Origin of the sequence: Oceanimonas doudoroffii, assembly GCF_002242685.1 — a bacterium.
GTDB lineage: Bacteria > Pseudomonadota > Gammaproteobacteria > Enterobacterales > Aeromonadaceae > Oceanimonas > Oceanimonas doudoroffii.
The window spans coordinates 1730656-1744251 of the sequence record NZ_NBIM01000001.1; the positions used below are offsets into that span (position 1 = coordinate 1730656).

Below are 13596 nucleotides of genomic sequence, written 5' to 3' on the forward strand. Positions count from 1 at the left end.
ATCAGAATACATTTACTGCCCCCTGAGGTTAAGGTGTACCGGACGCCGGCCAAAATGGCGCTGTTTGGCGGCGACAGCCGGCCTCGACGGGGGCTCGTGCTCCAGCTCCGGCGGCTGCCGCTCCTGCTCAAAGCGCTGCCTGGGCAGCACTTCCGTATCGGGAAGGGAGCGACATTCGCGAAACAACTCAGGCCAGGGCAGACGAAAGACATTGGCCAGGGCCGCCTCCCTGGCCTCGTCCGGACAGGCGAACAAAAACAGGTAGCAGCAATCGTCCAGCAGACAGGCCAGATCCCCCTGACGGCGCAGGCTGAGCTGACTCAGACACAATGAGGCATCCAGCCCCAGACGCAGGGGCAAGGCCAGCAATTGATGGCTCATTTCGCCACTGCCGGCCCGAAACACGCCGTCGGCATGATGAAAAAACTCACTGGGGCTAAGCAGCCCGCAGGCGGACGGGGGCTGAAAGCGCTGCAGCAATTGCTCTATGTTGCCGACAAGGCTGCGCTGCCAGCGTTGCCCCGGCAGGCAGCGCAGCAACGACAGAAACTGGGCATGAGACAATCCATAAGGGATCACCAGGTTGGCGCCACACTGCAACAGCAGTTCCTGTTCCGCATCCCGAACGCAGGGACGCAGCTTGCGTATCGCCAGCCTGAAGCCGGGCCCGCGAAAACGGCGCAGGGCGTGAATGCGCCGCGCCAGGACGGGCACTTCCTCATTGCTGGTAATGGCGATCACCAGGGTGCCTTCTCCCGCCGTGGTGGCCAGCTGCCAGAAATCCTCGTCGGGACCCAGCACGCGCCAGTCCGCCGCCGGGGCCGGCATGTGCTCCAGGGCCGAACGCTGAATCAGAGTGCCCCCCTCATCCTGGGCAGATTCATGCAGAGCCACACTGGACGGCCGCACCGCAAAGCGGCCGGCGTCAAGCATGAGGTCGTAATCGACCCCGGCCAGCAACCCGAGGGCATTGCGCCAGCCATCCACCCGCAACAGAATGCCGCCGTCATTACGTTCCAACCGTAACAGACCGTTCACCCGTCCGGCCAGGGAGGTCGGCAGTACCTGCTCCTGGCCATGACACAGCACCAGCATGACGAGCCCACGCCGGCAGGCCCAGTCCTGCAACGACAACGCCCACGCCCGCCTTCGGGATTCGGCTAATGTGACTCGAGTCGCCGGCAGCACCAGCATCAGCACGCCGGACCTGACGCCACTGCGCCCCAGCTCGTTGATCAGCCATTTCAGATCGGCGCCACGCCGGCCCGGCGCCAGGGAGAAAAGCGACATTTCGTCGGGGCCGGCCGCATCGGGAATCATGGCCAGCAGTTCTTCCTGCTCGTCACCGGCACACACCAAGGTGGTGCTCTGGCTCGCCGGCGAGGCCGCCAGCAGGCCGGCGGCCAGCAACAGCATGTCGTCCCGCCTGGTCAGTGACAGCCAGTGCAAGCCCGGCTCGCTCATCAGGGCGGCCTCTCGGGGCAAGTGTTCAACAGCTAGGGCAAGTGACAGCATAACGTGTGAATTCGCCTCAATAATGACGCTGAAAGTATAAAAAGATGGACACGTTCGAAGCCTAATTTTAGGCCTCAAATCCATACGCGTCCAATCGCCATTACACCTTGATTGCCGTCATTCATGCCGGCGGGTATACAAGAGGGTAAAAAACGGGCGGTGAATATTACGCCTTTCGTCCCCGTCCTGCACGCCCTTTCATCGACACCGCATCTCCTGCCCGACGAGCGTTATGGGCAAGCCGTGCTCGGCAGGATAGTACGTGGCTCCCCCCGGCTTTCCACGCGAATGCGCACGGCGTCATGGCGCCAGACTTCGCGATCGCAATCGATCACTCGATCAAACTGATCGTAATTGATGCGGCTTACCGCCAGCACCGGGCTGCCCTGGGCCAGATTGAGCACCCCAGCCGCTTCTCCTCGCGCCGCCGTGGGGCAAATATCAAAGCGCGAGCGGCCATATTCCAGACCGTATTTCCGTCGGTAAAGCTCGGTCAGTGATCGACTCAGATCCTGCTGTTCGATGCCCGGAAACAACTCGGGCCGCAGAAAATGCTCCACATAGAGCACGGTACGCTCGTCAATGCGCCGGGCCCGGCAGATGCGGATCAGCCGGCTGAGCGGTGCCAGCCCCATTTCCGCCGCCAGCTCGCCGGGGGCTACTACCGCCTCGCAGGCCAGTACTCGAGTCTCGGCGGTACGCTGCTGGCTGTGCACCAGCTCGTGAAAATGGGAGCGGGTGGCCGGGTTGTATATCAACCGCGGGCGTGACACAAACCAGCCGCGCCGCTCTTCCCGGTAGATAAGCCCTTCGGCTTCCAGCATGGAGAGGGCGTCCTTGACGGTAATGCGGGTGGTGTCAAACAGCACGGCCAGCTCCCGCTCGGCGGGCAACTTGTGGCCGGGAGCCAGGCAGCCGCCGGCGATCTGCCGACGCAGGGTATCGATGATCAGGGTGGTCGTGTTCAAGAAAATGCCTGGACTGTTCCAGAGACGAATGAGCTCAAGCATGATCGAGAAAAGTGACACTAACATGACAATATTAGCCGACATCTTCAGCAAAACACCGCAAAACTGCCATGCAAGTGTCGCATGACTGACTCATTACTGTCATCAAGCCTGCCTAGCATGAGTCTCGAACCTGACCTAGTCCAGAGGATAAGACACTCATGAAACAGCTGTTCACCGCAAGTCTGATTACCCTGGGTTTGGGCACCCTTGCCCAGGCCGCCGACCTCAGCGAACTGGAAAGCAAAGCCCGGGCCGAAGGCCAGGTCTACAGCGTCGGCATGCCCGACAGCTGGGCCAACTGGAAGGACACCTGGCGGGATCTGGGTGACCAATATGGCCTCAAGCACCAGGACACCGACATGAGCTCGGCCCAGGAAATCGCCAAGTTCGCCGCCGAAAAGGAAGACGCCACCGCCGATATCGGTGACGTGGGCGCCGCCTTTGCTCCCATCGCCGTACAGCAGGGCGTGACCCAGGCCTACAAACCGACCACCTGGGACGACATTCCCGAGTGGGCCAAGGATAAGGACGGCCACTGGATGCTGGGCTACACCGGCACCATCGCCTTTATCGTCAATAACGAGCTGGTAAACAAGGTACCCACCTCCTGGGCAGACCTGCGCGACGGCGACTATCAGGTTACCGTGGGTGATGTGGGCGTGGCGGCCCAGGCCAACAGCGCCATTCTGGCCGCCTCCTTTGCCATGGGTGGCGATGAGTCAGACCTGAGCCCGGCGCTGGACTTGTTTGCGGATCTGGCCAAACAGGGCCGACTGTCACCGGTGGATGTCAATATCGCCAACCTGGAAAAGGGCGAGATTGAAATGGCCGTGCTGTGGGACTTCAACGCCCTCAATTACCGGGATCAGATCGACCGCGACCGCTTTACCGTGGTGATTCCTTCAGACGGCTCGTTGATCTCCGGTTACGCCACCATCATCAACAAGTATGCCAAGCACCCCAATGCCGCCAAGCTGGCGCGGGAATACATTCTCAGTGATGCCGGCCAGATCAACCTGGCCCGAGGCTATGCCCGCCCCATTCGCACCAGTGTGGCCCTGCCCGAGGACGTGCAGGCCCAGCTGCTGCCCAACGACATGTATGCCAAGGCCCGCCCCATTGAAGACTTTGGCACCTGGGAGCAAAGCACCAAGCGCCTGCCGCGCCAATGGCAGTCTCAGGTGCTGATCCACCAACAGAGGTAAGCATGAACAAGGTCATACTGATCATCATTGACGGTTTGGCCCATGAGGTAGCCCGGCACAGCCTGGGCTACCTGCTGGCCATGACCGAGGCGGGACGCGCCACCGGCTACAAGTTGCAGTGCGAGCTGCCGGCCCTGTCGCGACCCTTGTATGAAACCATTCTGACCGGCACCCGCCCGGTGGATCACGGTGTGGTACACAACAATGTCGTGCGACTGAGCCGGGAAACCAGCCTGTTTCATCTGGCTCAAGGAGCCGGCCGTACCACGGCGGCGGCGGCCTATCACTGGGTGAGCGAGCTCTATAATCGGGCGCCCTATGATGCCGTACAGGACCGCTTTACCGCCGACAACAACCTGCCCATTCAACACGGCGTGTTCTACCACCAGGACGATTATCCCGACAGCCACCTGTTGCTCGATGCCGAGTGGCTGCGCCGGCGTGCGGATCCCGATCTGCTGTTGATCCACCCGATGAACGTGGACGACGCCGGTCACAAGTTTGGCCTGGACTCGCCCCAGTATCGCAACAGCGCCCGTCGCTTTGATCTGTTGCTGGCCGATTACGTGCCGCGCTGGCTGGAGCAGGGCTACCAGTTGTTGATCACCAGCGATCACGGCATGAACCGGGATCGCAGCCATAGCGGCACCCTGCCGGAAGAGCGCGAAGTGCCCCTGTTTGTGCTGGGCTCGGCCTTTAGTCACGACCGCCACGCCCATCCGCGCCAGACCGAGCTGTGTGGCACCGTGGCCAGCCTGCTGGGCATTGAACACGACAAGCCCCTGTGCAAGGAGTTGCTGTCATGAACGACCATGCCCTGCGGCCGGCTCAGCGCCTGCAGGCGGCGCCCGCCGGCCTGAAGGTGCCACCGGTGGCGCGCCCTTCATCCCGGCGGCGGCGTCTGCCGCTGCTGTTGCTGCTGCCCTTTGGCCTGGTGTTTGCGCTGTTTCAGCTCGCCCCCATTGGCTGGGTGGCAATCAATGGTTTTCAGGTGGCCGGCGACTGGAGCCTGGCCAATTTTCGCGAGATCCTTAGCTCTCCCTGGTATCGCCAGGCCTTTGCCAACAGCCTGGATCTGGCGTTCTGGTCCAGCCTGGCAGGCCTGGCCATCGCCACCCTGGGAACGGCGGCCCTGCGCCAAGTACCGGGGCGTCTGCAAAACGCCGTGGTGGCCTTCACCACCATGGCCAGCAACTTTACCGGCGTGCCCCTGGCCTTTGCCTTTATCGTGCTGCTGGGCATGAACGGCGCCCTCACCCTGCTGCTGCAACAATTGGGGCTGGCCGAGCAGTTCCAGCTCTATTCCCGCACCGGCCTGCTGGTACTGTATACCTATTTTCAGGTGCCACTGGCGGTGCTGCTGCTGTATCCGGCCTTTGATGCCGTGCGCGACGACTGGCGCGATGCCGCCGCACTGCTGGGCGCCGGCCCGGTGCGCTACTGGCTGAAGGTGGTGCTGCCGGTGCTGAGCCCGGCCCTGCTCGGCACCTTTATCATTCTGCTGGCCAATGCCCTGGGCGCCTATGCCAGCACCTATGCCCTGATGACCAGCAACTACAACCTGGTGACCATTCAAATCGCCGGCCTGGTGGCGGGAGACATCTTCCTTGAGCCTCAGCTGGCGGCCGCCCTGTCGCTGCTGCTGATGGCGCTGCTGGTGCTGGTAACCGCCATCAACCACTGGCTTGTTGCCCGGAGTCGTTATGTCTGAATCTCCGCTGTTCGCGCGCCTGACGGTGTGGACCCTGATGGCCGTGCTGGCCACCCCCATCGTCATTACCCTGGCCTATTCCCTGGCCGAACACTGGGGCGCCCATATTCTGCCGCAAGGCTTCACCGCCGACTGGTATGTCTCGCTATGGACCGACACCCGCTTTCTGGCCGCCTTTGGCCGCTCGCTGCTGGTGTGCCTGGCGGCCCTGTTTCTCAGCCTGGTGCTGATCCTGCCGGTGCTGTTCGTGGTGTTTTACTACTTTCCGAAACTGAAAGGGCTGATGAACCTGCTGGTGCTGCTGCCCTTTGCGGTGCCGCCTGTGGTGTCATCGGTGGGACTGTTGCAGCTGTACGCCGGCGGCCCGCTGCCGCTGGTGGGCACCCCCTGGATTCTGGTGCTGTGTTATTTCACCCTGAGCCTGCCCTTTATGTACCGGGCCCTGGCCAACAATCTGGAGGCGGTCAATCTGCCCGATCTGATGGACGCCGCCCACCTGCTGGGGGCCGGCACCACTCAGGCCTTTCTGCAGGTGGTGCTGCCCAACCTGCGCAACGGCCTGCTCAGCGCCCTGTTTCTGGCGTTCTCATTTTTGTTTGGGGAGTTCGTGTTTGCCAACCTGCTGGTGGGCACCCGTTTTGAAACCCTGCAGGTGTACCTGTATAGCCAGCGTACCACCAGCGGTCACTTCACCAGCGCCATGGTGATGTCCTATTTCCTGTTTATCGGCATCGCCACCTGGGTGGCGCTGCGTCTGCAATCCCGGAGCGCCTGATGTTTTATCTGGAAGTTGCCCATCTCGCCAAGTCCTTTGGCGACACCCATGTGTTCAGCGACATTAACTTTGATATTCGCCGGGGCGAGCTGGTCACCCTGCTTGGCCCCTCGGGCTGCGGCAAGTCCACCCTGCTGCGCAGCCTGGCCGGCCTGGCCAGCCCCGACCGGGGCCATATTCGCGTGGCCGGCGAAGACATCACCCACCTCAAGCCCCAAAAGCGGGGCATTGGCATGGTGTTTCAGAGCTATGCCCTGTTTCCCAATCTGACCGTGGCCGGCAACATTGCCTTTGGCCTGCGTACCCAGAAACTCGCCAATGCCGAGGTACGCCAGCGGGTGGCGGAAGCGGTAGCGCTGGTCGGCCTGGAAGGACGCGAACGCCATTATCCCGGCCAGCTGTCCGGCGGCCAGCGCCAGCGGGTAGCCCTGGCCCGGGCGCTGGTGGTGCAACCGCGCATTCTGTTGCTGGACGAGCCGCTGTCGGCGCTGGACGCGCCCATTCGCAAGCGACTGCGCGAGCAGATTCGGCGCATTCAGCAACAGCTTGAGCTCACCACGGTATTCGTGACCCACGATCAGGAAGAAGCACTGACCATGTCGGATCGTATCTTTGTCATGAACAAGGGCAGCATCGTTCAGGCCGACACCGCCGAAACCGTCTATACCCACCCGGCCAACGACTTTGTGGCGGGCTTTATGGGCAGCTACAACCTGCTCGACCCGCAGCAGGCCAGGGCCCTGTTCGGCTTGCATATTCAGGGCCGGCTGGCCATTCGCCCCGAGAGCATTTACATTCGGGAGGCGGGCCGGGACTATGGCCAAATGATGACGGCACCGCTGCCGGCACAAGTGGAGCACCACCAGCTGCTGGGCAACGTGATCCGCTACCGTATGCGCCTGGAGCACGCCACCCTGGACGTGGACGCCCTTAACCGGGGACCGGCTTCGCTGCTGGCCGCCGGCACTCGAGTGGAGCTACTGTTGCCCCAACATGAACTAAAAGAGGTTGCCTGATGAACCTGGCCATTTTTGATCTCGACGAAACCCTGATTGCCGGCGACTCCGCCACCCTGTGGCTAAGCTTTCTGGCAGAGCACGGCCTGGCGAGCGAGGCATTGCTGGCGGAAGAACGCCGGCTGATGGAGAACTACTATCGCGGCACCATGGACATGCACGCCTACATGACCCTGACCCTGTCGCCGCTGGAAGGTCGCCGCCCGGCGGAGCTGGCCCCCCTGGTAGAAGCCTTCATCAGCGACTGCATTATGCCCATCGTCTATCCCCAGGCTCGGGAGCGGCTCAACTGGCACCGTGACCAGGGACACCACTGCCTGGTGATCTCCGCCACCGGCGAGCACCTGGTCAGGCCCATCGCGCAACGGCTGGGCGTGCAGGATGCCATTGGCGTGCAGACCGAAATAGCAGACGGCCGCTACAGCGGCCGCCCCACCGGCGTGTTCAGCTATCAGCAGGGCAAGGTGGTGCGTCTGGGCCACTGGCTGCGGGAGCAGGGCATCGAGCCCGGCTTCTGCTATGGCTACAGCGACTCGCTCAACGATCTGGCGCTGCTGGAATACGTGGATGAAGCCGCGGTGATCAACGGTGACGAGACCCTCAATGCCCTGGCCACCGAACGGGGCTGGCAGCGGCTTAGCTGGGCGCTGTAACTCACCCAAACAGCTTTTTTGAAAGCTCGGCCACGGTTTTGCCCTGATAGCGGGCGATGGTCAGCTCCCGTTCATCGGGCTGGCGCGAGCCGTCGCCGCCGGCGATGGTGCTGGCGCCGTAGGGAGTGCCGCCGCCCACCTGGGAAATATCGGCCAGTTCGGGGGCGCCATAGCCGATGGGCACGATCACCATGCCGTGATGGGCCAAGGTGATCCAGGTGCTGGTGATGGTGGTTTCCTGACCGCCACCGGTACCGGTGGAGCTGAACACGCTGGCCAGTTTACCCACCAGGCCACCGTTGACCCAGAGTCCACCGGTCTGATCGAAGAAATTGCGCATCTGGCCGCTCATGTTGCCAAAGCGGGTGGGCGTGCCAATGACGATGGCATCGTAATCGGCAAGCTCGGCGGGGCTGGCCACTTCCGCCTGCTGATCCACCTTGCCTCCGGCCTGTTTGAACGCCTGTGCATCCATGGTTTCCGGTACCCGCTTGATGGTGACCTCAACCCCGGACACCTCAGCCGCCCCCTTTGCCACCGCATTGGCCATGGTTTCGATATGGCCGTACATGGAGTGATACAACACCAGCAACTTGCTCATTGCGCTTCTCCTTTGCCTTGTGAATATCGCCTTTCACACTCTAGTTGCACCCGACAAAAGGCACAAAAAAACGGCACCCTTGCGAGTGCCGTTTTTTGGCGAAGGCCGGCGGAAGATCAGGCCAGGTCTTTTACCATTTCCAGTACGTCCAGCTCGATGCCGTCGAGCTCCTCATTCCAGTTGGGGCCAATGCGCACGCCGTCTTCCGACAGGTCTTCCACCCAGATTTCCAGGAATTCGGCCAGGGTAATTTCAAACGGCTCATACTGGGCCCACTCGTCCACACACTGCGCGCTGGCTTCGGCCCGGGTGGACCACAGCGGCATCACTTCGGTATCCTGAAATTCGGTGGAATCACACACCACCCATTCGTCTCCGAAGCGAAGCCCCCACATCATGTTGTCGGCTTTCACCTGATCGATAAAACGCTGGTATTCTGGCTGGTGGAGCTGGCTCATTATGGTCACCTTTGGCTAATGAGGGGGAAATACCCCGAATGGGGGCGATACTGAACCAAATTACCCTTAGACTCAATCAAAACAATATTAAAAACACGGTGCTGCACAGTGCCCGTTGTCCGCCCGTCACTTACAGGAGGTGGCACATGAAATTGCCCGCCAAACACAGGGTAGCCAGTCTGGACGTGGATGCCCAGTACACCTTTACCCCCGTCTGTCCCGATGAGTTGCCGGTGTCAGGCGGTGACGGCATCGCCGACGAGCTGAATCGCCAGGCCGCCTTTGCCGGCCATCGCCTGGGCTCCAAGGATGCCCACTCCCCCGCCGCCCACTGGGTAGCCAGCGACGCCCATCCCGCCTTTAGCAAAATAGCAGGTGACAACATGGATCTGCGCTGGCCCCTGCATGCCGTGCCCGGCACCCGCGGGTTTGAGTTGCTCGACGGTTTGCCCCATCCGGCCGACTACGACTTTTTTGTGTGGAAGGGGGTGGAGCCCGACATGCACCCCTACGGCGCCTGCTTTCACGATCTGGACGAACGCCAGAGTACCGGGCTGATTGAATACCTGCGCTGCAACGATATCGACACCGTACTGGTCGGCGGGCTGGCCACCGATTACTGCGTATTCTACACCGTCAAACAGCTGCTCGCCGCCGGCATGAACGTGGTGGTCAACCGCTCCGCCATTCGTGGCGTGGCCGACGACACCAGCCGCCACGCCATGGCCGAAATGATTCAGCTGGGCGCCCACTTCGTGCACGACAGCCAGGAGCTTGAGCAAGGCCATGACTGAACCCGTAATCCAATCCCTGCTCGATACCGATCTGTACAAATACACCATGATGCAGGCAGTACTGCATCAACACCCGGCGGCCGAGGTGGAATACCGCTTTCGCTGCCGCACGCCGAACGTGGACTTTTCCGCCTGTCTGAAGGACATCAGCCGGGAAATCGATCACCTGTGCAACCTGCAACTGAGCGATGACGAGCTCGACTACCTGGCCGGCCTCGATTATCTCAAACCCGACTTTATTCATTTTTTGCGGCTGTTCCGGCTGGATCGGCGCTTTGTGCAGCTGGAGTGTATCGAGGGCAGGCTCGAACTCGTCATTCGCGGCCCCTGGCTGCACACCATCCTGTTTGAAGTGCCGCTGCTGGCCATTATCAGCGAGGTGTTTTGCCGCCATCACTACCCAAGCCCCGACTGGCAGCATGCCCGGAAAAAAATGCAGCAAAAAATCGCCCAGGTGGCCGGCACCCAAGGGGCCGAAGGCTTTCGCTTTTCCGACTTCGGCACCCGCCGGCGCTTTTCCGGCCGCTGGCACAAGGAAGTGGTGCAAGCCTTTGCCGAGGGGTTGCCCGAGCAGTTTTCCGGCACCAGCAACCTGGCGCTGTCGCGCCTCATCGGCCGGCCGCCCATGGGTACCATGGCCCACGAGTTTCTGCAGGCCTTTCAGGCCCTGGGACCCCGGCTTATCGACAGCCAGAAAGCCGCCCTGGATGCCTGGGTGGGCGAATATCGGGGCCGGCTCGGCATTGCCCTGACCGACGTGGTGGGCATGGACGCCTTTTTGCGCGACTTCGATCTCTACTACGCCAAACTGTTCGACGGCCTGCGCCACGACTCCGGCGACCCCGTGGTCTGGACCGAAAAGGCCCTGGCCCATTACCGCCGGCTGAAGATCGATCCCCTCGGCAAGCGGCTGGTATACAGCGACTCCCTTACCGTGGACAAGGCGCTGCACCTGTACCTGCGTTTTGCCGGCCAGTGCCGACCGGCCTTTGGCATTGGCACCCACCTCACCAACGACGTGGTGGAGACCGCCCCGCTGAGCATGGTGATCAAGATGACCCGCTGCAACGGCCAGGCGGTGGCCAAGCTCTCCGACAGCCCGGGCAAGGCCATGTGTGAAGACGCCGGCTACCTGGCCTATCTGTCGCAGGTATTTGGCGTGCCAACGCCCGCCGTAAACCAAAGCTGACACCATCGTAAAGCCCAACTTCCGAACCGCCCTTCTCAGCGTCCGCCCGAGTCTCTAGATTAAAAAGCAACGAAATGACGCTGACGAAGGGCATATTGATGAACGCCTCCACCTACGTGGCCCGCAAGCCCGGGCCCGATGGCACCATTCACTACACGGAGGAAGAAAACGCCGTCTGGCACACCCTGATTGCACGCCAGCTCGGCTGCGTGCAGCACCGCGCCTGTAACGAATACCTTACAGGACTGGAACGGTTAACCCTGCCTCGGCATCGCATTCCCCAGCTGGAGGAGATCAACCAGGTGCTGGTGCCCGCCACCGGCTGGCGCGTGGCCCGAGTGCCGGCGCTGATCTCCTTTGATCGTTTCTTTGCGCTGCTGGCCGACCGGCAGTTTCCGGTGGCCACCTTTATTCGCCGGCGGGAAGATCTCGACTACCTGCAGGAGCCGGACATCTTTCACGAGCTGTTTGGCCACTGCGCCATGCTCACCCACCCGGCCTTTGCCCGCTTTACCCACACCTATGGCCGGCTGGGCCTTGAGGCCAGCCCCAAGGTACGTGGCTTTCTGGCCAGGCTGTACTGGTTTACCGTGGAATTCGGCCTGCTCAATACCCACGAAGGACGGCGCATTTATGGCGGCGGCATACTGTCATCGCCGGGCGAAACCCAATATGCCTTTGCGTCGAGCGAACCCGAGTTTCGCCCCTTTAACATGCTGGATGTGCTGCGCACGCCCTATCGTATCGATATCATGCAGCCCATCTACTATGTACTGGACAGCCTGAACGATCTCTTTGCCATCGCCGACATGGACATCATGGCCGAGGTGCGCAAGGCTCAGGCCCTGGGGCTGTTTGCTCCCACCTTTCCACCCAAACAAACCGCCGTTTAAGGAGAACCCATGACCCAACTGGCCCAACAACAATGCGAGGCCTGCCGGGCCGATGCGCCCAAAGTCAGTGATGCCGAGCTGGCCGAACTGATGACGCAGATTCCCGACTGGACCCCTCAGGCCCGGGACGGCGTGCTGCAGCTGGAACGAGAGTTTACATTCAAGAACTTCAAGCAGGCCTGGGCCTTTGCCGACAAAGTGGCGGAGCTTGCCGAAAGCGAGTTTCACCACCCGGCCATTTTGCTGGAATGGGGCAAGGTCACCGTGACCTGGTGGACCCACGCCATCAATGGCCTGCACCGCAATGATTTTATTATGGCGGCCCGCACCGATACCTTGCTGGCCAACTGAGTAAACGTGGAGCGCAGAAGTGGTAGGTTGGGACGAGGCACGAGTCCCAACATTTCAGCCGTCGGCTCATATGTTGGGATTCGCTTCGCTCATCGCCAACCTACGTATTCTCTTCCAGCCTCCGGCTCCCCCGATAGGGGTCACACCCCCAACTTATCCCGTAGGCTGTAGTAGGCGGCGCCCATGGCGCTGAAGGGCACCTGAAAGCGGCGGCCACCGAAGAACGGCAGGTGCGGCAGGCGCGCAAAGGCGTCAAAACGCTCGGCCTGACCTTTCAGCACTTCCGACAGCAGGCGTCCCGCCAGGTGGGTACAGGTCACACCGTGGCCGCTGTAGCCCTGCATGTAATACACGTTGGGCTCAAGCCGGCCAAACTGGGGTAGGCGCGACAGGGTCAGCAGGAAGTTGCCGGTCCAGCGGTAATCCACCTTGATCCCTTCCAGCTGCGGAAAGGTTTTCAGCAGTTTGGGTAACACCAGGCGGTCGATGTCGTCCGGATCCCGGGCGCCATAGACCACGCCGCCACCATAGAGCAGCCGGTTGTCGCCGGTGAGCCGATAGTAATCCAACAGATAGTTGCAGTCTTCCACACAGTAGCCGTTGGGGATCAGGCGCCTGACCTGCTCTTCGCTCAGCGGCTCGGTGGTGACGATTTGAGTGCCGCAGGGCATGGCCTTGGCCGACAGCTTGGGCTCCAGGTTGCCGAGGTAGGCATTGCCCGCCAATACCATGAAGTTGGCGCTGACGCTGCCCTTGTCGGTTTTTGCCACGGCCGGATCGCCGTATGTCAGGCTGGTGACCGCCGACTGTTCAAAGATGCGCCCCCCCAGCTTGCGAATGGCTTCTGCCTCGCCCAGCGCCAGGTTGAGGGGGTGAATGTGGCCACCGCGGTGATCCAGCAGGGCGCCCACATAGCGCGTTGAGTCGATCTCCCGGGCCACCGCCTCGGCATCCAGCAGCTCGAGGCCGTCGTGGCCGTAGCGCTCCCAGTTGCCCTTCTGACTTTCCAGCTCATGCAACTGCCGGCTGTTCAGTGCGGCGAAAATGCCGCCGGGCTTGAAGTCGCACCGAATGTCGTACTGCTGAATGCGTTCGCGAATAATGTCGCCGCCTTCAAACATCATGCTGCCCAGCATGCGGGCGGTATCGGCGCCATAGCGGGATTCGATCACGTCGATATCACGGCTGTAGGAGTTGACCAGCTGGCCACCGTTGCGGCCGCTGGCGCCAAAACCGATGCGGCCGGCCTCCAGCAGCACCACATCAAAGCCCGCCTCGGTCAGAAACAGGGCGGTAGACAGGCCGGTGTAGCCGCCCCCGACCACACACACATCGCACTGTATGTTTTCGGTCAGTTGCGGCCAGGGCGCGTGTTCGTTGGCGGTGGCCGCGTAGTAGCTGTTGACGTGTTCCATGATGTAAATG

The 13596-nt window shown here is 61.7% G+C and carries 15 protein-coding genes; 10 read left to right on the forward strand and 5 right to left on the reverse strand.

Annotated elements, in window-relative coordinates; all coding sequences use genetic code 11:
- Positions 1-12: 12 nt before the first annotated feature.
- Both B6S08_RS08010 and B6S08_RS08015 read right to left on the reverse strand, forming a co-directional pair.
- Positions 13-1599 (reverse strand): BcsE family c-di-GMP-binding protein, encoded by a 1587-nt coding sequence (locus tag B6S08_RS08010; RefSeq protein ID WP_094200192.1) that lies wholly within the window; start codon positions 1597-1599, stop codon positions 13-15.
- Between the two features lie 146 nt (positions 1600-1745).
- The gene (locus B6S08_RS08015; protein WP_211284175.1) at positions 1746-2483 is read right to left on the reverse strand and encodes a UTRA domain-containing protein; all 738 of its coding nucleotides are present in this window, start codon (positions 2481-2483) and stop codon (positions 1746-1748) included.
- Between the two features lie 200 nt (positions 2484-2683).
- On the opposite strand from B6S08_RS08015, the gene B6S08_RS08020 reads away from it, so the two are divergent.
- From B6S08_RS08020 to B6S08_RS08045, 6 genes are read left to right on the forward strand one after another with little or no spacing between them, the layout of a single operon-like run.
- Positions 2684-3730, forward strand: a complete 1047-nt coding sequence (locus B6S08_RS08020) for an ABC transporter substrate-binding protein (protein ID WP_094200194.1) — start codon at positions 2684-2686, stop codon at positions 3728-3730.
- A 2-nt stretch (positions 3731-3732) separates the two neighbouring features.
- Entirely contained in the window at positions 3733-4536 is an 804-nt protein-coding gene (locus B6S08_RS08025) for an alkaline phosphatase family protein (protein ID WP_094200195.1), read from the forward strand.
- A complete protein-coding gene (locus B6S08_RS08030) occupies positions 4533-5441 on the forward strand; it encodes an ABC transporter permease (RefSeq protein ID WP_094200196.1) in 909 nt (302 codons plus the stop codon). Before B6S08_RS08025 ends, B6S08_RS08030 begins: the two co-directional genes overlap by 4 nt.
- A complete protein-coding gene (locus B6S08_RS08035; protein WP_094200197.1) occupies positions 5434-6216 on the forward strand; it encodes an ABC transporter permease in 783 nt (260 codons plus the stop codon). The genes B6S08_RS08030 and B6S08_RS08035 overlap by 8 nt, the downstream gene beginning before the upstream one ends.
- Positions 6216-7232: an ABC transporter ATP-binding protein gene (locus B6S08_RS08040; protein WP_094200198.1), complete on the forward strand. Its 1017-nt coding sequence runs from the start codon at positions 6216-6218 to the stop codon at positions 7230-7232. The genes B6S08_RS08035 and B6S08_RS08040 overlap by 1 nt, the downstream gene beginning before the upstream one ends.
- Complete coding sequence (locus B6S08_RS08045) at positions 7232-7885, forward strand: HAD family hydrolase (protein WP_094200199.1); 654 nt, start codon at positions 7232-7234, stop codon at positions 7883-7885. Before B6S08_RS08040 ends, B6S08_RS08045 begins: the two co-directional genes overlap by 1 nt.
- A 1-nt stretch (position 7886) precedes the next feature.
- Here the strand turns inward: B6S08_RS08045 and wrbA are convergent, their stop codons facing one another.
- Both wrbA and B6S08_RS08055 read right to left on the reverse strand, forming a co-directional pair.
- Complete coding sequence (wrbA, locus tag B6S08_RS08050; RefSeq protein ID WP_094200200.1) at positions 7887-8486, reverse strand: NAD(P)H:quinone oxidoreductase; 600 nt, start codon at positions 8484-8486, stop codon at positions 7887-7889.
- 116 nt (positions 8487-8602) lie between these two features.
- The gene (locus B6S08_RS08055; protein WP_094200201.1) at positions 8603-8944 is read right to left on the reverse strand and encodes a DUF2750 domain-containing protein; all 342 of its coding nucleotides are present in this window, start codon (positions 8942-8944) and stop codon (positions 8603-8605) included.
- A 146-nt stretch (positions 8945-9090) separates the two neighbouring features.
- Between B6S08_RS08055 and B6S08_RS08060 the strand changes: the two genes are divergently transcribed.
- The 4 genes from B6S08_RS08060 (at position 9091) to B6S08_RS08075 (ending at position 12171) form a co-directional block, all read left to right on the forward strand.
- Complete coding sequence (locus B6S08_RS08060; RefSeq protein ID WP_094200202.1) at positions 9091-9738, forward strand: isochorismatase family protein; 648 nt, start codon at positions 9091-9093, stop codon at positions 9736-9738.
- On the forward strand, positions 9731-10927 hold the full coding sequence (pncB, locus tag B6S08_RS08065; RefSeq protein ID WP_094200203.1) for a nicotinate phosphoribosyltransferase: 1197 nt from the start codon (positions 9731-9733) through the stop codon (positions 10925-10927). The genes B6S08_RS08060 and pncB overlap by 8 nt, the downstream gene beginning before the upstream one ends.
- Before the next feature lie 98 nt (positions 10928-11025).
- Positions 11026-11820, forward strand: coding sequence for a phenylalanine 4-monooxygenase (gene phhA, locus B6S08_RS08070; protein WP_211284206.1), 795 nt, complete (start codon positions 11026-11028; stop codon positions 11818-11820).
- Between the two features lie 9 nt (positions 11821-11829).
- Positions 11830-12171 carry a 4a-hydroxytetrahydrobiopterin dehydratase gene (locus tag B6S08_RS08075; protein WP_094200204.1) on the forward strand — a complete coding sequence of 114 codons (342 nt, stop codon included), beginning with the start codon at positions 11830-11832 and terminating at the stop codon, positions 12169-12171.
- Between the two features lie 140 nt (positions 12172-12311).
- On the opposite strand, the gene B6S08_RS08080 is transcribed toward B6S08_RS08075, so the two are convergent.
- Entirely contained in the window at positions 12312-13589 is a 1278-nt protein-coding gene (locus tag B6S08_RS08080; protein WP_094200205.1) for an NAD(P)/FAD-dependent oxidoreductase, read from the reverse strand.
- Between the last annotated feature and the right edge of the window lie 7 nt (positions 13590-13596).